Raw genomic sequence first — 22,562 nt, 5'->3', positions numbered from 1 at the left:
AATCAGGACAATCTCCCTGGGCCGCGAACCGGTGGGCGTTCGCGGGAGGGGGGCGTTCTGTGATCGCCGGCCGGAATCGAGAGAGCAATGAGCGTGACGTCAGGAACGAAAACTGAGAGCGGCGTCGGCGAAACGATCCGGGTCGTGATCCATGCGCTCCTGATCGCGCTGGTGATCCGCACCTTCCTGTTCCAGCCGTTCAACATCCCGTCCGGGTCGATGAAGGCGACGCTGCTGGTCGGCGACTATCTGTTCGTGTCGAAATATTCCTACGGCTACAGCCACTACTCGATCCCGTTCTCGCCGCCGCTGTTCTCGGGACGAATCTGGGGCTCGGATCCGAAGCGCGGTGACATCGTCGTGTTCCGCCTGCCGAAGGACGACACCACGGACTACATCAAGCGCGTGATCGGCCTTCCCGGCGACCGCATCCAGATGAAGGACGGTCTGCTCTACATCAACGACACCCCGGTCGAACGCCAGCGCATGAGCGAATTCGTCGGCGAGGATCCGTGCGGCTCCGAAGGCGGCGGCATCTCGCGCGTGAAGCGCTGGAAGGAAACACTGCCGAACGGCGTCTCCTACGAGACGCTCGACTGCGCCGACAACGGCTACATGGACAACACCAACGTCTACACCGTGCCATCAGGCCATTTCTTCATGATGGGCGACAACCGCGACAATTCCACCGACAGCCGCTTCCTCGGTCAGGTCGGCTACGTGCCGGCGGAAAACCTGATCGGCCGCGCGCAGATGATCTTCTTCTCCATCGGCGAGGGCGAGCAGGCCTGGATGTTCTGGCGCTGGCCATGGTCGGTGCGCTGGAACCGGTTCTTCAAAATCGTCCGATGAAAGACGAAGCCAAGGACATCGCGACCCCATCGATCGACGCGCAAGCCGCTCCCGAGGGCGAAGCTGCAACCAAGACGCTTGCGAGCAGGGCTTCCGAAACCAGGGCTCCCGGAGTCAAAGCTGCAGAAACGAAGGCTCCTGCGAAGAAAAAGCGGACACGCAGCAGCAAGGCGAAAGCGGCGGCCGACGCCAACGCGGCACTCGAGGCGCGCATCGGCCACAGCTTCGCTGACCCGAACCTGCTGATGCAGGCGATCACGCACGTCTCGGCGCTGAAGTCGGGTCGCAAGCGCGGCGACAGCTATCAGCGGCTGGAATTCCTCGGCGACCACGTGCTCGGGCTCGTCGTCTCCGACATGCTCTACCATGCCTTCCCGAACGCCGATGAGGGCGAGTTGTCCAAGCGGCTTGCCGAGCTCGTGCGCAAGGAAAGCTGCGCCGACGTCGCCAAGTCGCTTGGTCTGCTCGACGACATCAAGCTCGGCTCGGTCGGCTCCAGCGCTGATGCCCGCCTGCGCAGATCCATTCTGGGCGACATCTGCGAAGCCGTGATCGGTGCGATCTTCCTCGACGGCGGTCATGCTGCGGCGGACGAGTTCGTCAAGCGCAACTGGACCGAGCGCATGCACAAGCCGCGGCGGCCCTTACGCGATCCCAAGACCGTGCTCCAGGAATGGGCGCAGGGGAAGGGATTGCCGACGCCCGTCTATCGCGAGGTCGAGCGCACCGGCCCGCATCACGATCCGCAATTCCGTGTCGCGGTGGAACTGCCGGGGCTCGCGCCGGCCGAAGGGATTGGCGGCAGCAAGCGGGCGGCGGGAGAAGGTGGCGGCATCCGTGATGATTGAACGTGAAGGTGTTGGCGGCGGCAATGACGGCTGAAACAAGCGGCGAGGTGCCCCCTGCCACACGCTGCGGATTTGTCGCGCTGATCGGCGCGCCGAATGTCGGCAAGTCCACGCTGGTCAATGCGTTGGTCGGGGCCAAGGTCACGATCGTCTCGCGCAAGGTGCAGACCACGCGCGCGCTGATCCGCGGCATCGTGATCGAGAACAACGCCCAGATCATTCTGGTCGACACCCCCGGCATCTTCCTGCCCAAGCGCCGGCTCGACCGCGCAATGGTCTCGACCGCCTGGAGCGGGGCGCATGACGCCGATCTCGTCTGCGTGTTGCTGGACGCCAAGACCGGGATTGACGAAGAGGCCGAGGCGATCCTGACCAAGGCCGCGAGCGTCGATCACGACAAGATCCTGGTCATCAACAAGGTCGATCTGGTCCAGCGCGAGAAGCTGCTGGCGCTGGCACAGGCCGCCAACGAGCGTATGAAGTTCGCGCGAACCTTCATGATCGCCGCGATTTCGGGCGACGGTGTCGACGATATCCGCACGACGCTCGCCGAGATGGTGCCGGCGGGGCCATACCTCTATCCCGAGGACCAGATGTCGGATGCGCCGATGCGGCAGCTGGCGGCCGAAATCACGCGCGAAAAGATCTATCAGAAGCTGCACCAGGAATTGCCCTACCAGTCCACGGTCGAGACCGACAAGTGGGAGGAGCGCAAGGACAAGTCGGTGCGCATCGAGCAGACGATTTTCGTGGAGCGGGAAAGTCAGCGCAAGATCGTGCTCGGCAAGGGCGGCGCCACCATCAAGTCGATCGGTGCGGACTCGCGGAAGGAGCTGATGCAGATCCTGGACGTGCCGGTGCATCTGTTCCTGTTCGTGAAGGTGCGAGAGAACTGGGGCGACGATCCCGATCGCTACCGCGAGATGGGCCTGGAATTTCCCAGGGAATAGCCAAGAAAAGATCAGTCGCCGATGATGGTGCCCCGCAACGTCCAGCGTTTCGAAGCGCTGCTCTATGCCTCGCTGATGCTGGATGCGCTCTCGGTGGCGGTGCAGGACCGCACGCCCAGCGTCGAGATGACCGAGCAGATGATCATGACGGCGACGCTGCTCGCCGGCGGGATGATCCTGCTGCTGGTCTATTTCGTCTGGCTGGCTGCGCATTGGCGCAAGAATTGGCCGCGCTGGGTGCTGGCGGCAGCACTTGTGCTGTCCGTGATCTCGCTCGCGCAGATCCTGGGCGAGCGGGGCCTCGAGCTCGACAGCGCCATCGAGGTCGTCTCCTGTGTGCTGACGACGTTCGGGCTGTATTTCTCCTTCACCGGCGATGCACAGGGCTGGTTCAACGCGTGACGTCGCAGGGCGGAATCCGCTACAATCCGCCCCATGGAATGGACCGACGAAGGCATCGTGCTGGGCGTGCGGCGGCATGGCGAGAGCAGCGCCATTGTCGAGCTCTTGACGCGCCAGCATGGCCGGCATCTCGGTCTGGTGCGCGGCGGTGCCAGCTCGCGGCTGCGGCCCCTGCTGCAGCCGGGCAATAGCGTCAGCGCAGTGTGGCGGGCGCGGCTCGACGAGCATCTCGGCACCTACGCGATCGAGGGATTGAAGCTGCGCGCAGCGACGCTGCTGGGATCGTCCCACGGCGTTTATGGCATCACCCATCTGGCTTCGATTGCGCGGCTGCTTCCCGAGCGCGATCCGCACCAGGACATCTTTGCGCTGCTGGAGCATTCGCTCGACGATTTCGACGATATCGGCAGCGCGGCCGTTCACCTGATCCATTTCGAGCTGGCCATGCTCTCCGAGCTCGGCTTCGGGCTCGCACTGGAGAATTGCGCGGTCACCGGGGAGACCACCGATTTGATCTATGTCTCGCCAAAATCCGGCGGCGCGGTGTCGCGCGGCGCGGGCGAGCCGTGGCGCGACCGGCTGCTGCGGCTGCCGCCGTTCCTGCGCCACGGCGAGGTGCACAACGAGCTCACCGACGAGGATCTCCAGGATGGGTTTCGCCTGACCGGCCTGTTTCTGCTACGCCATGTGCTGGAGCCGCGCGGGCAGGCCCATTCCGATGCGCGCGCCGGGTTCATTAACGCCTTGACGCGGCAGCAGGCCAAGGCAGCGTTTCCCGCGCCATGAGCTCTTCTGCTGCACCGCTCAAAAATGTCGGGTTCCCAACGGAACGAAATGGCCCTGACTGCGTTTGCCGGGCTGGTTCCACAACGGGGACAGCCCAAATGTTGATCAGGGGTTTCGCGCTGACAGCGGCGCTGCTTGCTTTTGCGCCTGATGCAATGGCCGGGGAGCCGCAATCCGGCGTGTTTCGCCGGGCATCCTGCGCCGTTGTCCGGTACTATGTGGCGAAATATTCGGCTGCTGCGGCAGAGGCATGGGCGAGGTCCAAGGGCGCCACGGAGGCCGAAATCGAGGCGGCCCGCCATTGCCTGACCAACACGCCGGTGACGGCGCAAGCCAAGGTCCAGCCGACCGTGACCGCCGGTTGGGCCGGGCAGTAGAAGCTCACAGGGAACCAATCGATCCTTGCCCGATTCGCTTCCACGGTTTAACCGGGCGGCATGGGAAAACGAATCGTTCCGCCGGAAGAACCGGCCGAAATTCACGAGGTGCCGCTGCGTGACGCGCTGGAAGAGCGCTATCTCGCTTATGCGCTCTCCACCATCATGCACCGCGCACTGCCCGACGCGCGCGACGGCCTCAAGCCGGTCCACCGGCGCATCCTCTATGGCATGCGCCTGCTCAGGCTTGACCCAGGCACGGCTTTCAAAAAATCCGCCAAGATCGTCGGCGACGTGATGGGCTCGTTCCATCCGCATGGCGACCAGGCGATCTACGACGCCATGGTGCGCCTCGCACAGGATTTTTCCTCGCGCTATCCGCTGGTCGACGGCCAGGGCAATTTCGGCAATATCGACGGCGATAATCCCGCCGCCTACCGCTACACCGAAGCGCGCATGACCGACGTCGCGCGGCTTCTGCTCGAGGGCATCGACGAGGACGGCGTCGAGTTTCGCGCCAATTACGACGGCCAGTCGAAAGAGCCGGTCGTGCTGCCCGGCGGCTTCCCGAACCTGCTCGCCAACGGCGCGCAAGGCATCGCGGTCGGCATGGCCACCTCGATTCCGCCGCACAACGCCGCCGAACTCTGCGACGCCGCGCTGCATCTGATCGAGAAACCCGACGCCAAGTCCAAGGCGCTGATGAAATGGGTCAAGGGCCCGGACTTCCCCACCGGCGGCATCTGCGTCGATTCCAAGCAGGCCATTGCTGAGGCCTACACGACCGGCCGCGGCTCGTTCCGCGTTCGCGCGAGGTGGCAGCAGGAGGAGGGTGCCCGTGGCACCTGGGTGGTCGTGGTCACCGAGATTCCTTTCTTGGTGCAGAAGTCGCGGCTGATCGAGAAGATCGCTGAGCTGCTCGACCAGAAGAAGCTGCCATTGGTCGGCGACATCAGGGACGAGTCGGCCGAAGACGTCCGCATCGTGATCGAGCCGAAGTCGAAGAACGTCGATCCAGCGCTGATGATGGAATCGCTGTTCCGGCTGACCGAGCTCGAGAACAAGATTCCGCTTAACCTCAACGTGCTGATCAAGGGCCGCATCCCCAAGGTCGTCGGGCTGGCGGAATGCCTGCGCGAATGGCTCGACCATTTGCGCGACGTGCTCCTGCGCCGCTCCAACTTCCGCAAAGGCCAGATCGAGCATCGCCTCGAGGTCCTTGGCGGCCATCTGGTCGCCTATCTGAACCTCGACAAGGTGATCAAGATCATCCGCACCGAGGACGAGCCGAAGCCGGCCCTTATCAAGGCGTTCAAGCTGACCGAGATCCAGGCGGAAGCCATCCTCAACATGCGCTTGCGCAATCTGCGCAGGCTCGAGGAAATGGAGATCCGCAACGAGGACAGGGATCTCCGCAAGGAGCTGAAAGGCATCGAAGGCCTGCTCGCGTCCGAAGCCGAGCAGTGGAAGAAGGTCGGCGAGCAGGTCGGCAAGGTCCGCGACATGTTCGGACCGAAGACGCCGCTCGGCAAGCGCCGCACCACCTTTGCCGATGCGCCCGAGCACGACCTCGCCGCCATGGAGGAAGCCCTCGTCGAACGCGAGCCGGTGACGGTCGTCGTCTCCGACAAGGGCTGGATCCGCACCATGAAGGGCCATGTCGAGGACCTCTCGGGCCTCGCCTTCAAGCAGGACGACAAGCTCGGCATCGCGTTCTTCGCGGAGACCACCTCGAAGCTGCTGCTGTTCGCGACCAACGGCAAGTTCTACTCGCTCGATGTCGCCAGGCTGCCCGGTGGCCGCGGCCACGGCGAGCCGATCCGCCTGTTCATCGACCTCGAGCAGGAGGCGGCTCCCGTTGCGCTGTTCGTCAACAAGGGCGGCCGCAAATTCCTTGTTGCGAGCCATGAGGGCCAGGGCTTCGTCGTCAACGAGGACGACTGCGTCGGCACCACCAAGAAGGGCAAGCAGGTTCTGAACGTCGACATGCCGAACGAGGCGCGCGCCGTCACCGAGGTGATCGGCGACACCGTCGCGGTCATCGGCGAGAACCGCAAAATGCTGATCTTCCCGCTCGACCAGGTGCCGGAGATGGCGCGTGGCCGCGGCGTTCGCCTGCAGAAGTACAAGGACGGCGGACTGTCCGACATCGCTGTCTTCGACGCCAAGGCAGGCCTGACCTGGAAGGACTCGGCGGGGCGCGAATTCTCCGCGACCATGAAGGAGCTTGCAGAGTGGCAGGGCACCCGTGCCGACGCCGGCCGGCTGCCGCCAAAGGGCTTCCCGAAGTCGAACAAGTTCGGCAAGGTGATCGGGTAGTCGTTCTGTGCCGCTGCCATAACACAGCTGTCATGCCTCGGCTCGACGGGGGCATCCAGTACGCCGCGGCTTCTCCATTCGATCATGCCGTCTCTGAAACGCTGGATCGCCCGGTCGAGCCGGGCGATGGCAGTGAGAGTGTGCTGCACATCTGTCGCCACATGGTCATTGCGAGGCAGCGAAGCAATCCAGAATCTTTCCGCGCCCACAGTCTGGATTGCTTCGCTGCGGGTCGGCCTTCGGCCGGTGCTAACTCGCCAATGACGAGCTGCGGCGGCGCCGCTCGCCGATTCACGTTCCACGGCTCCGCGCGGTCTGATACCGTCCGCCCTGCCGGTGTTCCGGATTGTTGAGAACTCACGCGATGTACGAGGTCATTGTTGTCGGCGGCGGCTCTGCCGGTGCCGCGGTTGCGGCACGGCTGTCCGAGGATCCTGCACGGCGCATCCTGCTGCTTGAAGCCGGGCTCGACTGGCGCGCCGATGAAGCGCCCTGGGAAGTCAGGACGCCGAACCCGATCCCGATCATCCATCAGCGCGAGTACCAGGAGAAATGGCAGTGGCCTGATCTCTTGACGCGCCGCGTCGCAGGGCAGGAGCCACGCTTCTACTGGCGCGGCAAGGGACTTGGCGGCTCATCGATGATGAACGGCCAGATCGCGATCCGCGGCGTCGCCGATGCCTTCGACGAATGGGCGGCCCATGGCTGCACCGGCTGGTCGGCTCGGGATGTGATGCCGCTGTTCTCGGTGATCGAGGATGATCTGGAATTCGGCGACGTCGCAGGTCACGGACGCGGCGGACCTTTGCCGGTCTATCGCGCGCCGCCGGAAAAATGGGGCCCGATCGATCGCGCCCTGCGGGATGCGGCACTCGCGAGCGGCTATGCCTGGTGCGCCGACCTCAATGGACCCGACGGTGAGGGCGTCGCCTGCTATCCCATCAACAGCCGCGACAGCCGCCGCATCACCACGAACGAGGGCTACCTCGAGCCCGCGCGCGGCCGCGCCAATCTGGAGATCCGGGGCCGGACGCTGGTCGACCGCGTGCTGATCAGCGAGGGAAGGGCGACCGGCGTCCGCGTTCACAGCGAGGGGCAGGGCACCCACGAGATCAGCGCACGCCAGATCGTACTCTGCGCCGGCGCGATCCACAGTCCGGCGATTCTGCTGCGCTCGGGCATTGGGCCTGCGGATGAGCTGCAGGCGATGGGGATTGCGGTCGAGCGCGATTTGCCGGTCGGCCGCCATTTCTTCGACCACCCGCTGTTTCGCGCCACGATCCAGCTCCACGAAAATCTGCGGCCGACCGATCCCGACACGCGCCACACCAATTGCTGCGTGACCTATTCTTCCGGCCTCGCCAATGGCGGCAAGCGCGACATGATCCTGATCGCGTTCAATCATCGCGGCATCGGCATGCCCGGGGCGATCGGCGCCGGCCTGTTCAACGCCTATTCGCGTGGCACGCTCACGCTGGCTTCGACCGATCCGTCGATAGATCCCATCGTCGAGGAGAACATGCTCGCCGATCCCCGCGACATGCTGCGGATGATGGATGCGGTGAAGCGGCTCGCGGTGATTGCCTCGCAGCCGGCCCTTGCGGGCATCGCGGACTGGATCAGACTTGCCGACACCAACCTCACATTGCCGCAGGCAGCTGACCTGCCGGATCACGAGCTCGATGCGCTGCTTCGGCGCGAAACGGGCGATATCCAGCATGCCGCCGGCAGCTGCCGCATGAGCGGCCTCAACGATCCCGACGGCGTGGTCAATCCTGACGGCACGGTGAAGGGCATCTCGGGCCTGCGCGTCGCCGACGCTTCGATCATGCCCTCCGATTGCCGCGCCAACACCCACTTCACGACCGTGGTGATCGGGGAAGCGATTGCGCGGATGATGATGCGATAGAACTCGCTCCGACGCAGCGATGATGAAATCTATTTTTCGACGGCCAGGCCGAACAGCGGTCGAAGGTATGTTCCCAGAATGTTGCCGACGAAGGCCGCGACGAGCCAGCACCAGCCGTGCAGACTGCCCGAAGCGATCCCGCTGAAATAGGCGCCGATGTTGCAGCCATAGGCGAGGCGCGCGCCATAGCCGAGCAGCAGGCCGCCGATAACGGCAGCGACCAGCGATTGTGCGGAAATGCGCAAGGTCGGATTGAACTTGCCGGCGAGACCCGCTGCCAGCAAGGCTCCCAGGATGATGCCGAAATCCATGACCGAGGTGATGTCAGCGAAAATGCTTTGATGGAGCGAGGCCGCGCGGGCACCCTGCCAATAGGACCATGATGCGACGTCGACGCCCAGGGCCATCAGGATTTTCGATCCCCAGAGCGCGAAAGCGGAGGTGATGCCCCACGGCCGCCCTGCCAGGTAGAGCGTGGCGAAATTGCCGATCGCGAGCAGGATCGCGCCCGCGAGAAGCGGCCAAGGCCCCTGCATGAACCGTCGCGCGCCGCGCAGCTTGGTCCGCGCTCCGGGCTCGAGTTCGCCGTGCCGCCGGATTTCGGCCCTGATCGTCGCGACGTAAATGGCGGCCATCACCAGCCAGCAGAGCAGGAGTGCCGGAACCCATCCGAGCCGTTCAATCAACGAAACTGCCCCGATATTCGGCAGTGCGCTCCACCACGGCAGATGCAATGCGCCGAGTGTCGATCCCGCGATGAAGGCCGCGAGCGTCACCAGCATCCGGGTATTGCCGCCGCCGGCGGTGTATAGCGTTCCCGAGGCGCAGCCGCCGCCGAGCTGCATGCCAAGTCCGAACAGGAAGGCTCCGGTCAACATACCAATTCCGACGGCGCCGAGTTCGCCGTGAACGGCTTGGCCGAACAGCCTGCCTTGCGCCAATACCGGAAAAAACAGCGTCGTCGCCAGCGCCAGCATGACCATTTGCGCGCGCAGCCCGGCGCCTCTGCGCGCGACGATGAACACACGCCAGGCCGAGGTGAATCCAAACAGCGCATGATAGAGCGTCAGCCCCAGGGCGCCACCAAGCAGGAGCAACAATCCCTGCCGCCAGGACACCGCGGCCGACAAGGCCGCGGCTCCGGCCACGAGAATCACCGCTGCGATGGCAACGATCGTGAAATTGGCGCTGTGCCGATCATTGTCAGGCGCAAGCAGTCGCGCATCGATGGACAGATCAGTCATGCTCTCATCCCGCAGAAGCCGGTCCCGGTGTCGTCAGGGCAACCGGGGCAAACAAGCGCCGTTCCAATCGTCGCGCCGTTCGACGAGCAAGAAGCCATTGGGAACCCGGCTCCTGCTGGGGCGCTGCGGATATCCATCACGCCTTTGCCTTGTTGGTCGGCCAGTTGTGGGTCTCGCCCGTGGCATCGCGGCACCAGCGGTAGAAGGCATCGTAGAGCAGCATGCCGGCCTCGAGCTGTTCGAGGTCGTCATCGTACATCCGCGACAGCCCAAGCGAAGACGCGAGCAGGCCGGCCGCCTCCGGGGCGAGATCAGGCCGCGCGGTGTCGGCGCCGCGGACCAGCGTTGCGAGCCGGAGCAGCGCCGGCGTGGCGATGCCGAACTCCTCGATCATGACGTCGAAGGTGCAGAGCTCGCCGCGGTGGCTCCAGAACACGTTCTCGATATCGAAGGGAGCGGCGCGGAAACGCTCGCCGACGGCGACCACCTCGGAGGGCGCGACAAACAGGAACACCGCAGCGGGATCGACGAAGCGGCGGATCAGCCAGGGGCACGCGATGCGGTCGACCTTCGGCCGCGCCCGCGTCACCCAAACCGTGCGCCCCTTGGCATCCCGCGGCGGCAGCTTGCTCGCGTCGACCAGGGGCAGCTTGGCCGCCTTCCAGGCTTCGAAGCCGCCTTCCAGTGTTTCGGCCTCGGCGCCGAGCTGGCGGAGCCAGGCCGCGGTGCCCTGCGCGAGTTTCTCGCCACGGAAGCACGCGATGACGGCGCGGCGACCGGCGAAGTCGCCGCCCCATTCCGCCACGGTCTCGTGGCTGAGCTTGATGGAGCCCGGGATGAGCCGCCGGTCGGCGGCAAAATCCTCCGCTGTTCGGACGTCGATCAGGGCAGGAGCATTGGCTGTGCCGATCAGGCGCGCCAGTTTGTCGGATGATATGGTTGTGAACGTAGGCATGATGCGTCCTCGCATAGACGTAACGGGACGCGATACTTGGGCATGTCGCCTCGTGGGGAGATCGCTCAAATCCCCATGGCGCCGATTACAGCGAAACGAGACCGGCCTGTCAATCGCCTGATACGTCGGCATCGCAGGTGAGAGAGATCTGCGGCCGCGGCCCATAGTGCCTGAAAGTGGAATTCTTCGGCGGGATCGGGGTTGATCCTCGGTCACCGCAGAAGGCGCCGCCAGGAGGGACTAAGGATGATACGCAAGATCACGCTCGGTCTCGCCATCGCGGCATTCGCGCTGTCCGCCGGGTCTGCATCCGCGCAGAAGCCCGGTGTCGAACGACTTTACATCATGAATTGTGGAGAGGGCGTCGCCGGCGATATCGGGCGCTGGTCGCCCGGGGTGAACGAAGGCAAGTCCATGGACTTCGTCGATACCTGCTACCTCTTCAGGCATAGCCAAGGCTGGTTCCTGTGGGACACCGGCATTCCCGACGCCGTGGCCGCAATGCCCAATGGGCTTGTGCCGGCCGATCCCAAAGCCGTGACCTGGAAGCGGCCCAAGACTCTCGCCGCGCAGCTCGAGCAGATCGGCGTGAAGCCTGCCGACATCAAGGCGATGGGTGTCTCGCACACGCATCCCGATCACATCGGCAATGTCGAGATGTTTCCGCAGGCGATGCTCTACGTGCAGAAGGCCGAATATGACTGGCCCGGTGCCAACAACGAGCCGCGGTTCAAGCCGTCGCATCCGGTCGAGCTGCTCACCGGCGACAAGGACGTGTTCGGCGACGGCAGCATCACCATCCTCTCGACGCCCGGCCACACGCCGGGACACCAGTCGCTGATGGTGCGGCTGCCGAAGACCGGCGTGGTGGTGCTGTCGGGCGATGCGGCCCACTTCAGGGACAATTACGACAATCGCCGCGTGCCCGTGAACAACGTCAACAAGGAGCAGTCGATCGCCTCGATGCAGAAGATCGCCGACACCGTTTCGAAGGAAGAGGCGCAGCTCTGGATCAACCACGACAAGGCGCAGCGCGATACTCAGAAAATGTCACCGGAGTTTTACGACTGAGGCTTAGCTCTTCGGCGCGCCGACTCCCGGCGGGCTCGCGCCAGGCGTCGTCTTCGGCTTCAGCGTGCCGGCATAGAACGAGAGCAGCCACACCAGCAGCACTGCGAGGAGATAGACGCCCCAGGCCTGCGGCGGCGTCATGGCCCAACGCAGCAATCCTTTGAACGTGCGGGGCGGGCGGTTGTCGTCGATCATGACGCGCTTGTGCGCGAAAGCCGCAAGCCCGTCAATCCGGCCGCGGCTTGACGCGGATCAGGAACAGCGCGGCCAGCGCCGACAGGCTCAGCGCTGACGAGACCAGCAGCACCCTGGCGCCCATCGCGTCGATCAGCACGCCGAAGGCCAGCGGAGCCACGGCCTGTGCCATCCGCGCCGGCGCTCCGATGATGCCGAGACGATAGCCGAAATCCTTCGGGCCAAAGATCGCGAGCGGCAGCGTTCCGCGGGCAATGGTCAGGATGCCATTGCCCGAGCCGTGCAGCAGCGCAAAGGCACTCGCGGCGGGGGCGCCGAAGATGGCGACGACAGCGGCGCCGATCGGGTGGGTGAGGCAGGCAAGCCGCGTCGACCACAGCGGATGGAAGCGGCTGAGAACGCTGGCTTCGAGGATGCGTGCGATCACCTGCGCCGGGCCGATCAACGCGCCGGCCGCGATCGCCTCGACATGGCTCGCGCCCGTGGCTTCGAGAATGCGCGGGAAATGCACGGCCATGGCTCCGGTCACGGTCCAGACCGCAGCGAATACGAAGGCGAGCAGCACCATGGTGCGGTCGAGCGGGATGTGCGGCTGCTCGGCTGTGGCCGCAGCCTGCTTGGCACCTTTGATCGCCGGCAGCATGACGAAATTGAGGGGCAGACCGATCAGGATATTGGCGGCGGCCCAGGCGAAACACGTGTCGCGCCAGCCGAAATGAGCAAGCCCCCAGGCGGTGAGGGGCCAGCCGACGGTCGAGGCAAAGCCGGCCATCAACGTGATGCCGGTGATGGGTCCGCGGGCGTCGGTGCCGTAGATGCGGCCGAGTGCCGCGAAGGCGGCATCGTAGAGTCCCATCGCCATGCCCATCCCGAGCACGAGCCAGGCGAACGCCATCACCGGAACCGATTGCGAGAAGCCGAGCAGCACGAGGCCGGCGGCAATGGTGAGGTTGGAGGCCGACAACACCTGACGGCCGCCGACGAGATCGATCTGCCGGCCGATGCGCGGCCCCAGCATCGCAGAGATCACGAGCGAGGCCGAGAACGCCCCGAAGATCCAGTTCGAGGAGACGCCGAGGTCGTGCGCCATGGGATCAGCGAGCAGGGCCGGCAAATAATAGCTGGAGGCCCAGGCCAGCGTCTGCGTCGTGCCGAGCGCGAGGATAATCGGAAGCTGGCGCTGGCTCATGTGCCCGAATTTCCGGCGATCTGTGTCATCATTTGCATTTGCAGCCCGCGGCGAGAGCGCGTCAACAGCGTCCGCGACATATGAGCCTTGGTTTTATGCACGGAGCGCGCGTGGCCTTTCGCTCGTCACGAATGCACGCCATAATGGCGTATGCAACTCACTTCCCGCCTCGCGTTGATGAACTGGCTGGCCGGCCAGGGGCTCACCGGCCTTCCCGAACCTGAACTGCTGCGCGGATTCTGCGAGCGCTGCCGGGCCGAAGGGCTGGAACTCTCGCGCGGGCTCGTTGTCATCGATACGCTGCACCCGATCTACGAGGGCCGCGCCTTCCGCTGGAGCGATACGCCGACAAACGAAAGCGACGTCGTCGAATACGGCTCGACGGCGGAGGGCGATGCGGCCACGAATTGGCGCCGCTCGGTGTTCTATCATCTGCTCGAGCATGGCCACGACGAGATGGTGCTCGACCTCGCCGACGCGCCCTCGCTCGATTTCTCGCAGATCGGCGACCTCGCACAAACCGGGCATCGTCATTTCCTGGCTTTCGTGCACCGCTTCGGCGAGACCGGAGCGCTCGGGCAGATGGATTGCCTCTACTCCTATTGGACGACGCGGCGCGAGGATGGCTTCACCGAAGCCGAGCTCGCCGCGCTGCGCGATCTCGTGCCGGTGCTGGGACTGGCGATCAAGTCGGCGCAGCAGGTCGACATTGTCAGGACGCTCGGGCGGGTCTATCTCGGACGCGATGCCTCCGAGCAGGTCCTGCGCGGGCGTATCTCGCGCGGCGTCACGGAGCGCATCAATGCCGTGCTCTGGTATTCGGATTTGCGTGGCTCGACCGGGATCAGCGAGAGCATCGGGCCGGACGAGATCATCCCGTTCCTCAACGACTACGCGCAGGCCGTGATCGATGCGATCCACGAGGCCGGCGGCGATGTGCTGAAGCTGATCGGCGACGGCGTGCTTGCGATGTTCTGGGGCGAGGATATGGCCGATGCGCGCCGGGCTGCGCTGCGGGCCGAGCACCTGTTCCGCCGGAACGTCGCGACGCTGAATGCACGCCGCACAGCGGAGGGCCGCCCGACCACGTCGGCCTATATCGGCCTGCATGTCGGCGAGGTCTTCTACGGCAATATCGGCAGCGAGGACCGGCTCGATTTCACCGTGGTCGGACCGACCGTGAATGAGGTCAGCCGCATCGCTTCGATGAGCCGTTCGGTCGATCGCGAGTTGCTGGCGTCAGCCGAGTTCTACAAGGGACTGGATGCCGCCGGACGCCGCTACCTCGTTTCCACCGGTCGCTACGCGCTGCGCGGCATCGGCCGCGCGCAGGATCTCTACACGCTCGACCCTGATGTCGACGTGAGCGAGCCGGTGGCCGGGAGCTACGAGCGGTATCTGGCGAATTAGGCCCGGGCCGCAGCGCCATCCTCGACCATGGCCGGCTGCCGGTCCAGCGCCACCGCCGGTGACAGCCAGATCACCAGGGCCTGCAAGCCGAACACGGCGGCGGCGAGATAGAGGCACGCTTCCGCGCTCCAGAGGCCGCCGACGATCGCGCCCAGCGCCGAGCCGAGCGGGCGGGCGCCGTAGCTCATGATGTTGATGGCGGAGACGCGGCCGAGCAGACGCGGCGGCGTCACGGACTGCCGCAGGGTTGTGGTCGAGATCACCCACAGGATCGGCCCGACGCCGAGCAGGAAGAAGCTGAGGCCAGCGAGCCACGGCGAGGGCACCAGCACAGTCAGTGCCATCACGACAGCCGCGACGAAACCGGTCACCGGGCCGAGGCCGATCACGGTGCCGAACGCGATGCGCTTCATGACGCGCGTGGCGAACAGTGCGCCGATCACCATGCCGATTCCGTACATCGTCAGCACGATGCCGACACCGGCGGCGGTCAGGCCGAGATGGCGCACCGCGTAAGGCACGAACACCGCGATCTGCAGGAACCAGCCGGTGTTGAAGATGAACTGGGTGATGAACACCGGCCGCAGCAGCTGGTGGTGGAAGACGAAGGCCGCGCCCTCGCGGATCTCCAGCATTGGATGGCGACGCGGCACCGGCGTGCGCGCCGGCTCGTAGAGGCCGGAGAGCAGGGCCACGGCGATCGCGGAGAGCGCCGCCGCGAAAGCGAAAGCCGGGCTCGCGCCCCACCAGCCGACCACTGCGCCGCCGAGCGCAGGCCCGCTGGCGAAGGCGATGGTGCGCGCAAGTTCGATCCGGGCATTCGCAGCCGGCAACAGCTCCGCGCTGACCAGCGAGGGCACCAGCGCCGGCGCAGCGACGCTGTAGACCACGGTGCCGCAGACTGCGGCGAAGCCGAGCAGCGCCAGCAGCGCCAGATTGAGCGCGCCGAGCGCGAGCAGCAGCACGATCGTCCCAAGCGCCACGGCCCGCAGCGCCTCGGCGCTCGCCATCAGCGAGCGGCGGGAGATGCGGTCGGCGAGCAGGCCGGCCGGAATCGCAAACAGCACGAAGGGCAAGGTGAGGGCGGTCTGGAGCAGGCCGGTTTGCCCTTCGGCCACTCCCAGCGTCAGCACCGCGACGATCGGCGCCGCGGCCAGCGCGATCTGCTCTGCCGACTGCGCCGCGAGGTTGGACCAGGCGAGGCGGTTGAAGGTCTGGGGGAGGCGCTGTGGATTTGACATGGCTCGTTCCTGCAAAGTCGTGATGAGGCCAGTATCGGCGTCCGGGGACCGCCAAACCCACCCGCTTCCCGACAGGGCGGGGCAAAACGAGGTACCCGCGGGAACCGATCCGGCTAGATGCAGTTGCAAATGAGTTGCAATAAGGCTCGACATCGGTATTGTTGCCATCATGGATGCCCGATCGCCCGATCTCACCCAGGATACAGCCTCCGGCTGGCGCATTGACGCGCCAGCCACCAAGAGCCTGGCCGAGGTCAACGCCACGGTGACCATCCCCACGGCGGCGTGGTGGCGGCGGCTGCTCGCCTTCATCGGGCCGGGCTACCTGGTCTCGGTCGGCTATATGGACCCCGGCAACTGGGCGACCGACCTCGCTGGCGGGTCGAAGTTCGGCTACACGCTGCTCTCGGTCATCTTGCTCTCGAATTTGATGGCGATCCTGCTGCAATCCCTGGCGGCACGGCTCGGCATCGTCACGGATCGCGACCTCGCGCAGGCCTGCCGCGCCACCTATTCGCCCGCGGTCAACCTCCTGCTCTGGCTGGGCTGTGAAGCGGCGATCATCGCCTGCGACCTTGCCGAGGTGATCGGAACCGCCATCGCGCTGAAACTTCTGTTCGGCATTCCCCTGATCGTCGGCGCGCTGATTGCAGTGCTCGACGCATTCCTGCTGCTCGTCCTGATGAACCGCGGCTTCCGTTTCCTCGAGGCGTTCGTCATGGCGCTGCTGGCGGTGATCGCGGTCTGCTTCGCGGTGCAGATCGTGGCCGCCGCGCCGCCGTTCGCCGAGGTGCTGCGCGGCTTTGCGCCGAAGACCGAGATATTCACCAATTCCGAGATGCTCTACATCGCGATCGGCATCATCGGCGCGACCGTGATGCCGCATAATCTCTATCTGCATTCGTCGATCGTGCAGACGCGCGCCTACGCGCGCAACGACGAGGGCCGGCGCGAAGCGATCAAATGGGCGACGACGGATTCCACCATCGCGCTGATGCTGGCGTTGTTCGTCAACGCCGCGATCCTCGTTGTCGCAGCCGCCACCTTCCACAAGAGCGGCCACTCGGAGGTTGCCGAGATCGGCCAGGCCTTCGAGCTGCTCTCGCCGCTGCTTGGCCTCGGCATTGCCTCGACATTGTTCGCGGTGGCGCTGCTCGCCTCGGGTCTGAACTCGACCGTCACCGCAACGCTCGCCGGCCAGATCGTCATGGAGGGCTTTCTCGATCTGCGGCTGCCCACCTGGGCGCGGCGTCTCGTCACGCGCGGCATTGCCATCATCCCGGTGATCGTCGTCACCGCGATCTACGGCGAGCGCGGCACCGCGGATCTGCTGGTGCTCAGCCAGGTCGTGCTGTCGATGCAGCTGCCCTTCGCGGTAATCCCGCTGGTGCGTTTCGTGTCCGATCGCCGCAAGATGGGGCAGTTCGCGATACCCATGTCCGTCGCCGCGATCGCGTGGATCGTGGCGGGCGTGATCGTGGTTTTGAATTTGAAGCTGCTGGTGGATACGTTGGTGGGGTGAGTAGCGAGTGGCGAACGGGGAGTGGATGCTTCGCTATTCGCGCCTCCCCATTCCCCATTCACATGATCAATCCTGCGGCTCGGACGCCACATCGCCCTGCGCGTCGATGCGCAGCCAGCCTGAGGGGGCCAAGCGCTGCTGCGGCAGGAAGCGGGCCTTGTAGTCCATCTTCTTGGAACCCTCGATCCAGTATCCGAGATAGACGTAGGGTAGGCCCTGCCTGCGTGCGCGGGCGATATGGTCGAGGATCATGAAGGTGCCCATCGAGCGGCTGACCTGGCTGGGCTCGAAGAACGAATAGACCATTGACAGGCCGTCGCTGAGCACGTCGGTCAATGCGACCGCGATCAGCTCCTCGCCACGGCCGGTGATGCCGCTGTCGGGACCGCGCTTGCGGTACTCGATGATGCGGGTCTCGACATGGCTGTCCTCGACCATCATGGCGTAGTCGAGCACGGTCATGTCGGCCATGCCGCCGTGGCGGTGACGGGCGTCGAGATAGGCGCGGAATACCGAATATTGCTCTGATGTCGGCACCGCGCTGCGCTGCTCGCCGACGATGTCGGCGTTGCGGGCCATCACCTTGCGGAAATTGCGGGACAGGCGGAACTCGTTGGCGACCACCCGGACCGAGACGCAGGCCCGGCACTGGTCGCAAGCCGGCCGGTAAGCGATCGACTGGCTGCGGCGGAACCCGCCATGGGTCAGGAGGTCGTTGAGGTCGCCGGCGCGCTCACCCACGAGGTGTGTAAACACCTTGCGCTCATGCCGGCCCGGCAGATACGGGCAGGGGGACGGCGCCGTCAGGTAAAATTGAGGGGTATCGCGCGAGTGCTGGGTCAAGGGACGTCGTAGGCCTCCGAAGTGAGTATCAGCATCGCGCTACGAAAGCCTCCGGTCAATTGGTCCGCTCGGTAGGTCGGCAGGCCAGTCAGCTTAGCTGATCCTGGTTAGTAGGTCATTGATCGCTCGGTTCTCAATACGTCCTGGCCGTCTGGGGGACTGGGGCCCGAACGGAATTGTTGATCACGACCGTTCCCAGCACGAAATCCTGCAGCAGGCGCCGGCGGCCGTTGAACAGGCCGACCAGCACCACGAAGGGCGACAGGAACGAGACCGTCACCCAGAACAGCACGGCATGGGTGGCGCCGAGGACAAAGTAGCCCGGCGCGCCGTACCAGGTGCGCAACTCCAGATCCATGACCCGCATCCCGATCGTCGCCGACGACGGACCGCCGATGCAGGCGCCATAATAGACGATGGCCCAGATCACGGAGGCCGGCCAGGCCAGCCAGAACAGGGCCCAACCGATGCCGAGCGTCACGACGCCGAACACCGCGATGAAGAGGTAGCCGAGGATGACAGGCACGGAAATCACGACCATGTCGATCAGGAACGCAAACACCCGCCGCGTCGCGACACCGCGGAACAGTTCCGGATGCAGATAGGGATCATAGGCGTGCGCCGCGCCATCACTACGCCAGGTGCCGCTGTCGTTTGGCGAACCGGAATAAGACATGAGCTTCCCTTCCACTTTCGGACGTCTCACCCGCAGCACATGGGAGCCATCCGGTCGCGCGCCAAGGCTGCTGGCGCATCAGCACCGCAAAATATTCCGGCGATTCGGCGGCCGAGTGCGCTTGCGCTGTTCGTGATTTGCACCATGCTCGGCGCAGCCGAAGTCCCTAATTCCGCGCCCGGAAAGGAATATTCATGCGTGGTGACATCGAATTGCGTTGTCGCTGTGGCGGGGTCCGCGGCGTGGTCACGGGCGTGTCGCCGCAGACCGTCAACCGCGTGGTCTGTTACTGCGACGACTGCCAGGCCTTCGCACATCAGCTCGGCCGTGCCGATCTGCTGAATGCGAAAGGTGGCACCGACATTGTCCAGGTCGCGCCATCGACGTTCTCGTTTGCAGAGGGCCAGAACCGGGTCGCCGGGGTCCGACTAACCCCGAAAGGCCTCTACAGATGGTATGCAAGTTGCTGCAACACGCCGATCGGCAACACCCTCACGCCGAGCGTTCCCTTTGTCGGCATTGTTGCGCAGGCGTTCGAGGGCGGCACGCCCGCAGTTGACGATGTCGCCGGGCCGCCGATCGGGGCCATTCTCGGCAAGCACGCGGTGGGCGAGCCGCCGGCGGGCTCAACAGGAGTTAATCTGTCTCTCCTCCTGCGCGCTATCGCCAAGGTGCTTGCATGGAAGCTGCGGGGGAAGACATGGCCGCATCCGTTCTTCAAGCGGGAGACGCGCGAGGCAATCTATCCAATCACCGTGCTGTCGCGCGAGCAGCGCGACGCGCTACGTCCGTTATGTGGGCCGCAGCCGAGGGCGTAAGCGGCGGATTGAGCCGCCTCAGGATTGCGACTTCAGTTTTTCTGCTGCCTGCGCCGCAAAATAAGTCAAAACGCCATCCGCGCCGGCGCGCTTGAAGGCGAGCAGGCTCTCCATCATGGCGCGGTCGCCGTCGAGCCAGCCGTTGTTGGCGGCGGCCGCGATCATCGCGTATTCGCCGGACACCTGATAGGCGAAGGTCGGCATCCCGAAGGTGTCCTTCACGCGACGGACCACGTCGAGATACGGCATGCCGGGCTTGACCATCACCATGTCGGCGCCCTCGGAGATGTCGAGCTCGACCTCGCGCAGCGCTTCGTCGGTGTTGGCGCTGTCCATCTGGTAGGTGCGCTTGTCGCCGGTGAGCGTCTTGGCCGAGCCGATGGCATCGCGGAACGGACCGTAGAAAGCCGAGGCGTATTTCGCGGCATAGGCCATGATCTGCACGTCAAGGAAGCCGGTGCGATCCAGCGCCTGGCGGATCGCGGCGACGCGGCCGTCCATCATGTCGGAGGGCGCGATGATGTCGCAGCCGGCTTCGGCCTGCACCAGCGCCTGGCGCACCAGTACGGCAACCGTCTCGTCATTCAAGATCTTGCCGTCGGAAATCAAGCCGTCATGGCCGTGGCTGGTGAAGGGATCGAGCGCGACGTCGCAGAGCACGCCGATGTCAGGGAATTCCTTCTTGATCGCGCGAACCGCCTGGCAGACCAGATTGTCCGGGTTGGTGGCTTCCGAGCCTTCTTCGTCCCGCAAGGAAGGATCGGTGTAGGGAAACAGCGCGAGGCAGGGAATGGTCAGCTTCATGGCGCGCTCGGCCTCGCGCACGGCCTGGTCGACGCTGAGGCGTTCGACGCCGGGCATCGAAGTGATGGCCTCGCGCTTGTTGTTGCCCTCGATCAGGAACAGCGGCCAGATCAGATCGTCGGTGGTGAGCACGTTCTCGCGCACCATGCGCCGGGCCCATTCTGCCTTGCGGTTGCGGCGCGGACGGACGGTCAGATCGAGGGCATGGGGCACTGCGGCACCGGTCCCGCGCGCGACGTCGCGCAGTTCGATCGGACGTCCGTATTTGATCGCCATTACTCTTCTCCCGGCTGGAATTATTCTTATACCAGCTCGCATAGTTCCCGTCACCGCGGCTTGACCTCCCGCAAGGCGATGGCAGCCGATTGATTTTGCGTGGCGAAACAGCCAGAAGGGGCGATGCCCGAGATTTCCACCCGTGATGCGGCCCGCGACAATGCCAGGGATGCCGTCAGGGACGGCGCCCGCGACAGTGCATTGTCTGTGGCGGCGATCTCTTCGGAGCGGCCCGACTCCGACGACAATGTCTGGACCCGCCGCCTGGTGCTATTCCTGCGGGTCATGGCGCTGCTGTCGATCCTCAAGGGCCTGTATCACTGGGCACAGGTGACCGGCTTTGTCGGCGGCGAGGAGGAGGCCTTCGAAAACCAGTCGATGGCCTGGCAGGCCTCGACCATCTATTTCGCCGTCATCGAGCTCGTCGCCGCCGTCGGCCTGTGGCTCGCCACGCCCTGGGGAGCCGTGGTGTGGCTCACGACCGTGGTCTCGATGGCAGTGATCGAGCTGATGTTCCCGGGGATCTATGGAGGCAGCCTGGTCGTGGTCGGCGTCGAAGCCTTCATGCTCGCCGCTTATCTCGCACTCGCCTGGATGGCAGCGCGCGAACGGCCGCCGTAGCGCAGACGTTTCCAACACGCACATTCTGTGCCCCGGACAGGCGCAGCACCAACAGTGTGTTTAAGCGTGTCTTCGACGCACCATGGTGATGCGCTGCTGAATGGTGATGCGCTGCTGAGCCTGGGCCCGAAATCTCTCCGATCTCGTTTGCGGCGTTCTGGCTCCCGGCCCTGCGCGCCGCTTCGCGGCGCTGGTCCGGGAGATGAGAGTGCTGCGCTTGGTTGACCGCTGGTTTCGTAAAATTCGAGGTAAGTTTTCGTTGACCTAGCGCAAACCGCCACAGCCGTTACGCGTGCGTTTCGAAACGTGGCGGGGCTGTTCTGGAATGTGACAGATGGTGCGGACGGACGGTGAACAGGACCTTGCCACGGTCAACAGACGGTTGCGAAAAGTGCTTGTGGGACAGGCTTAATCCGCAATTCACTGTCTTAAATTCATGATCTCTTTATTCTCTTATTTAAGCCGATCTTCAAACGCCCCCCTTAAGTTGCACCTATCAGACGGGACACAAGTTTCGTCGAATGAGTGTCGATAAAAACGACAACAGGGGAAGTGTCATGATGAAAGCCGTCGCAACTGCGGCAGATACCGCAGAGCGCGTTTCGGGCCCGCAGGGTTCGGTGCAGTCGCTCTATCTGGAAGCATTGACTCTGGTGGAGCGGCTGCATCGCCGGCTCCTCGATGTGATCAAGGACGAGTTCGATCGTCGTGGCCGCGCCGACATCAATTCCGTGCAGGCGCTCCTGCTCTATAACATCGGCGACAAGGAGCTGACCGCGGGCGAGCTGCGCACGCGCGGTTACTATCTCGGCTCCAACGTCTCCTACAATCTGAAGAAGCTCGTGGAGCTCGGTTTCCTCGATCATCAGCGCTCGCGCGTTGACCGCCGCTCGGTGCGCATCCGCCTGACGCCGCAGGGCCAGGAAGTCCGCCGCATCGTCGACAGCCTGTACCAGAAGCACGTCAAGACCGTGGAACAGGTCGGCGGCATCTCCGGCGAGGAGTTCTCGACCCTCAACAAGTCGCTGCACCGCCTCGAGCGGTTCTGGACCGACCAGATCCTGTATCGGCTCTGAGTTTCAAAACGGGATCAAGGCCAAGCCGGCCCTCAAGACCGGCAGGCCTCCCCAACGTGCCTGGCTTCCCCAGCGCGCCGGCCCGGCTTGTTCCGGACCGGTGCGCGTTGTGCTTTTCGCACTCGCGAAAAAAAGTGCCTGATCAGCGGAACCGGTTCTACGCGTCGCGGTTGTCCCT

The 22,562-nt window shown here is 64.8% G+C and carries 21 protein-coding genes and 1 pseudogene; 14 read left to right on the top strand and 8 right to left on the bottom strand.

Annotated features, from left to right (window positions below; all coding sequences use genetic code 11):
- Window positions 1-87 precede the first annotated feature (87 nt).
- The 8 genes and pseudogenes from lepB to ACVW16_RS03040 all read left to right on the top strand — a co-directional run bounded on the left by lepB (window position 88) and on the right by ACVW16_RS03040 (window position 8,443).
- A complete protein-coding gene (gene lepB, locus ACVW16_RS03075; protein ID WP_456735356.1) occupies window positions 88-852 on the top strand; it encodes a signal peptidase I in 765 nt (254 codons plus the stop codon).
- Window positions 849-1,734 (top strand): annotated as a pseudogene (gene rnc, locus ACVW16_RS03070) (ribonuclease III). Before lepB ends, rnc begins: the two are co-directional and overlap by 4 nt.
- A complete protein-coding gene (era, locus tag ACVW16_RS03065; protein ID WP_456735354.1) occupies window positions 1,724-2,650 on the top strand; it encodes a GTPase Era in 927 nt (308 codons plus the stop codon). The pseudogene rnc and the gene era overlap by 11 nt, the downstream one beginning before the upstream one ends.
- A gap of 21 nt (window positions 2,651-2,671) precedes the next feature.
- Window positions 2,672-3,052 (top strand): hypothetical protein, encoded by a 381-nt coding sequence (locus tag ACVW16_RS03060; RefSeq protein WP_456703916.1) that lies wholly within the window; start codon window positions 2,672-2,674, stop codon window positions 3,050-3,052.
- A 33-nt stretch (window positions 3,053-3,085) separates the two neighbouring features.
- Window positions 3,086-3,838, top strand: a complete 753-nt coding sequence (gene recO, locus ACVW16_RS03055; protein ID WP_456735353.1) for a DNA repair protein RecO — start codon at window positions 3,086-3,088, stop codon at window positions 3,836-3,838.
- A gap of 98 nt (window positions 3,839-3,936) precedes the next feature.
- On the top strand, window positions 3,937-4,215 hold the full coding sequence (locus ACVW16_RS03050; protein ID WP_456703914.1) for a hypothetical protein: 279 nt from the start codon (window positions 3,937-3,939) through the stop codon (window positions 4,213-4,215).
- Window positions 4,216-4,275: 60 nt separating this feature from the next.
- On the top strand, window positions 4,276-6,534 hold the full coding sequence (gene parC, locus ACVW16_RS03045; protein WP_456735351.1) for a DNA topoisomerase IV subunit A: 2,259 nt from the start codon (window positions 4,276-4,278) through the stop codon (window positions 6,532-6,534).
- A 364-nt stretch (window positions 6,535-6,898) separates the two neighbouring features.
- A complete protein-coding gene (locus tag ACVW16_RS03040; protein WP_456735350.1) occupies window positions 6,899-8,443 on the top strand; it encodes a GMC family oxidoreductase in 1,545 nt (514 codons plus the stop codon).
- A 29-nt stretch (window positions 8,444-8,472) separates the two neighbouring features.
- On the opposite strand, the gene ACVW16_RS03035 is transcribed toward ACVW16_RS03040, so the two are convergent.
- Together ACVW16_RS03035 and ACVW16_RS03030 are read right to left on the bottom strand one after the other, a co-directional pair.
- The gene (locus ACVW16_RS03035) at window positions 8,473-9,687 is read right to left on the bottom strand and encodes a YeeE/YedE family protein (RefSeq protein WP_456703911.1); all 1,215 of its coding nucleotides are present in this window, start codon (window positions 9,685-9,687) and stop codon (window positions 8,473-8,475) included.
- A 136-nt stretch (window positions 9,688-9,823) separates the two neighbouring features.
- A complete protein-coding gene (locus tag ACVW16_RS03030) occupies window positions 9,824-10,642 on the bottom strand; it encodes a chromate resistance protein ChrB domain-containing protein (protein ID WP_456735349.1) in 819 nt (272 codons plus the stop codon).
- Window positions 10,643-10,888: 246 nt separating this feature from the next.
- On the opposite strand from ACVW16_RS03030, the gene ACVW16_RS03025 reads away from it, so the two are divergent.
- Window positions 10,889-11,713, top strand: a complete 825-nt coding sequence (locus tag ACVW16_RS03025; protein ID WP_456738609.1) for an N-acyl homoserine lactonase family protein — start codon at window positions 10,889-10,891, stop codon at window positions 11,711-11,713.
- Window positions 11,714-11,716: 3 nt separating this feature from the next.
- Here ACVW16_RS03025 and ACVW16_RS03020 read toward each other — a convergent pair whose 3' ends face one another.
- On the bottom strand, window positions 11,717-11,908 hold the full coding sequence (locus ACVW16_RS03020) for a hypothetical protein (RefSeq protein ID WP_456703908.1): 192 nt from the start codon (window positions 11,906-11,908) through the stop codon (window positions 11,717-11,719).
- A gap of 31 nt (window positions 11,909-11,939) precedes the next feature.
- Window positions 11,940-13,097 carry an MFS transporter gene (locus tag ACVW16_RS03015; RefSeq protein ID WP_456703907.1) on the bottom strand — a complete coding sequence of 386 codons (1,158 nt, stop codon included), beginning with the start codon at window positions 13,095-13,097 and terminating at the stop codon, window positions 11,940-11,942.
- 150 nt (window positions 13,098-13,247) lie between these two features.
- Here ACVW16_RS03015 and ACVW16_RS03010 point away from each other — a divergent pair, with 150 nt between their 5' ends.
- Window positions 13,248-14,507: an adenylate/guanylate cyclase domain-containing protein gene (locus ACVW16_RS03010; RefSeq protein ID WP_456703906.1), complete on the top strand. Its 1,260-nt coding sequence runs from the start codon at window positions 13,248-13,250 to the stop codon at window positions 14,505-14,507.
- Here ACVW16_RS03010 and ACVW16_RS03005 read toward each other — a convergent pair.
- Complete coding sequence (locus tag ACVW16_RS03005; protein WP_456735347.1) at window positions 14,504-15,748, bottom strand: MFS transporter; 1,245 nt, start codon at window positions 15,746-15,748, stop codon at window positions 14,504-14,506. The two genes, ACVW16_RS03010 and ACVW16_RS03005, sit on opposite strands and share 4 nt — an antisense overlap.
- Before the next feature lie 169 nt (window positions 15,749-15,917).
- Between ACVW16_RS03005 and ACVW16_RS03000 the strand changes: the two genes are divergently transcribed.
- The gene (locus ACVW16_RS03000) at window positions 15,918-17,270 is read left to right on the top strand and encodes an Nramp family divalent metal transporter (RefSeq protein ID WP_456735346.1); all 1,353 of its coding nucleotides are present in this window, start codon (window positions 15,918-15,920) and stop codon (window positions 17,268-17,270) included.
- A 66-nt stretch (window positions 17,271-17,336) separates the two neighbouring features.
- On the opposite strand, the gene ACVW16_RS02995 is transcribed toward ACVW16_RS03000, so the two are convergent.
- Entirely contained in the window at window positions 17,337-18,113 is a 777-nt protein-coding gene (locus tag ACVW16_RS02995; protein ID WP_456735345.1) for an arginyltransferase, read from the bottom strand.
- A gap of 133 nt (window positions 18,114-18,246) precedes the next feature.
- Window positions 18,247-18,789, bottom strand: coding sequence for an RDD family protein (locus ACVW16_RS02990; RefSeq protein WP_456703902.1), 543 nt, complete (start codon window positions 18,787-18,789; stop codon window positions 18,247-18,249).
- 194 nt (window positions 18,790-18,983) lie between these two features.
- Between ACVW16_RS02990 and ACVW16_RS02985 the strand changes: the two genes are divergently transcribed.
- Entirely contained in the window at window positions 18,984-19,607 is a 624-nt protein-coding gene (locus ACVW16_RS02985) for a DUF6151 family protein (RefSeq protein WP_456735344.1), read from the top strand.
- An 18-nt stretch (window positions 19,608-19,625) separates the two neighbouring features.
- On the opposite strand, the gene hemB is transcribed toward ACVW16_RS02985, so the two are convergent.
- Window positions 19,626-20,687, bottom strand: coding sequence for a porphobilinogen synthase (gene hemB / locus ACVW16_RS02980; RefSeq protein WP_456735343.1), 1,062 nt, complete (start codon window positions 20,685-20,687; stop codon window positions 19,626-19,628).
- 123 nt (window positions 20,688-20,810) lie between these two features.
- Here hemB and ACVW16_RS02975 point away from each other — a divergent pair, with 123 nt between their 5' ends.
- Both ACVW16_RS02975 and ldtR read left to right on the top strand, forming a co-directional pair.
- On the top strand, window positions 20,811-21,308 hold the full coding sequence (locus tag ACVW16_RS02975; RefSeq protein ID WP_456703899.1) for a DUF6163 family protein: 498 nt from the start codon (window positions 20,811-20,813) through the stop codon (window positions 21,306-21,308).
- Between the two features lie 557 nt (window positions 21,309-21,865).
- Window positions 21,866-22,384, top strand: a complete 519-nt coding sequence (gene ldtR, locus ACVW16_RS02970) for a transcriptional regulator LdtR (RefSeq protein ID WP_027529973.1) — start codon at window positions 21,866-21,868, stop codon at window positions 22,382-22,384.
- The last annotated feature ends 178 nt before the right edge of the window (window positions 22,385-22,562 follow it).

Source organism: Bradyrhizobium sp. USDA 4474, from assembly GCF_054057515.1.
Note: the sequence above shows the minus strand (reverse complement) of the source record. Positions and strands in the feature narration are given on the sequence as shown.

Excerpts from the sequence above, each read along its gene's own strand:
- ACVW16_RS03010 (WP_456703906.1), top strand. The coding sequence starts at position 13,248 with ATGCAACTCACTTCCCGCCTCGCGTTGATGAACTGGCTGGCCGGCCAG.
- ACVW16_RS03015 (WP_456703907.1), bottom strand. The coding sequence starts at position 13,097 with ATGAGCCAGCGCCAGCTTCCGATTATCCTCGCGCTCGGCACGACGCAG.
- ACVW16_RS03060 (WP_456703916.1), top strand. The coding sequence starts at position 2,672 with ATGATGGTGCCCCGCAACGTCCAGCGTTTCGAAGCGCTGCTCTATGCC.
- ACVW16_RS03025 (WP_456738609.1), top strand. The coding sequence starts at position 10,889 with ATGATACGCAAGATCACGCTCGGTCTCGCCATCGCGGCATTCGCGCTG.
- ACVW16_RS03005 (WP_456735347.1), bottom strand. The coding sequence starts at position 15,748 with ATGTCAAATCCACAGCGCCTCCCCCAGACCTTCAACCGCCTCGCCTGG.
- era (WP_456735354.1), top strand. The coding sequence starts at position 1,724 with ATGACGGCTGAAACAAGCGGCGAGGTGCCCCCTGCCACACGCTGCGGA.
- ACVW16_RS03035 (WP_456703911.1), bottom strand. The coding sequence starts at position 9,687 with ATGACTGATCTGTCCATCGATGCGCGACTGCTTGCGCCTGACAATGAT.
- ACVW16_RS03020 (WP_456703908.1), bottom strand. The coding sequence starts at position 11,908 with ATGATCGACGACAACCGCCCGCCCCGCACGTTCAAAGGATTGCTGCGT.
- ACVW16_RS02990 (WP_456703902.1), bottom strand. The coding sequence starts at position 18,789 with ATGTCTTATTCCGGTTCGCCAAACGACAGCGGCACCTGGCGTAGTGAT.
- ACVW16_RS02975 (WP_456703899.1), top strand. The coding sequence starts at position 20,811 with ATGCCCGAGATTTCCACCCGTGATGCGGCCCGCGACAATGCCAGGGAT.
- parC (WP_456735351.1), top strand. The coding sequence starts at position 4,276 with ATGGGAAAACGAATCGTTCCGCCGGAAGAACCGGCCGAAATTCACGAG.
- ACVW16_RS02985 (WP_456735344.1), top strand. The coding sequence starts at position 18,984 with ATGCGTGGTGACATCGAATTGCGTTGTCGCTGTGGCGGGGTCCGCGGC.
- ACVW16_RS03030 (WP_456735349.1), bottom strand. The coding sequence starts at position 10,642 with ATGCCTACGTTCACAACCATATCATCCGACAAACTGGCGCGCCTGATC.
- lepB (WP_456735356.1), top strand. The coding sequence starts at position 88 with ATGAGCGTGACGTCAGGAACGAAAACTGAGAGCGGCGTCGGCGAAACG.
- recO (WP_456735353.1), top strand. The coding sequence starts at position 3,086 with ATGGAATGGACCGACGAAGGCATCGTGCTGGGCGTGCGGCGGCATGGC.
- ACVW16_RS03050 (WP_456703914.1), top strand. The coding sequence starts at position 3,937 with ATGTTGATCAGGGGTTTCGCGCTGACAGCGGCGCTGCTTGCTTTTGCG.
- ACVW16_RS03000 (WP_456735346.1), top strand. The coding sequence starts at position 15,918 with ATGGATGCCCGATCGCCCGATCTCACCCAGGATACAGCCTCCGGCTGG.
- hemB (WP_456735343.1), bottom strand. The coding sequence starts at position 20,687 with ATGGCGATCAAATACGGACGTCCGATCGAACTGCGCGACGTCGCGCGC.
- ACVW16_RS03040 (WP_456735350.1), top strand. The coding sequence starts at position 6,899 with ATGTACGAGGTCATTGTTGTCGGCGGCGGCTCTGCCGGTGCCGCGGTT.
- ldtR (WP_027529973.1), top strand. The coding sequence starts at position 21,866 with ATGATGAAAGCCGTCGCAACTGCGGCAGATACCGCAGAGCGCGTTTCG.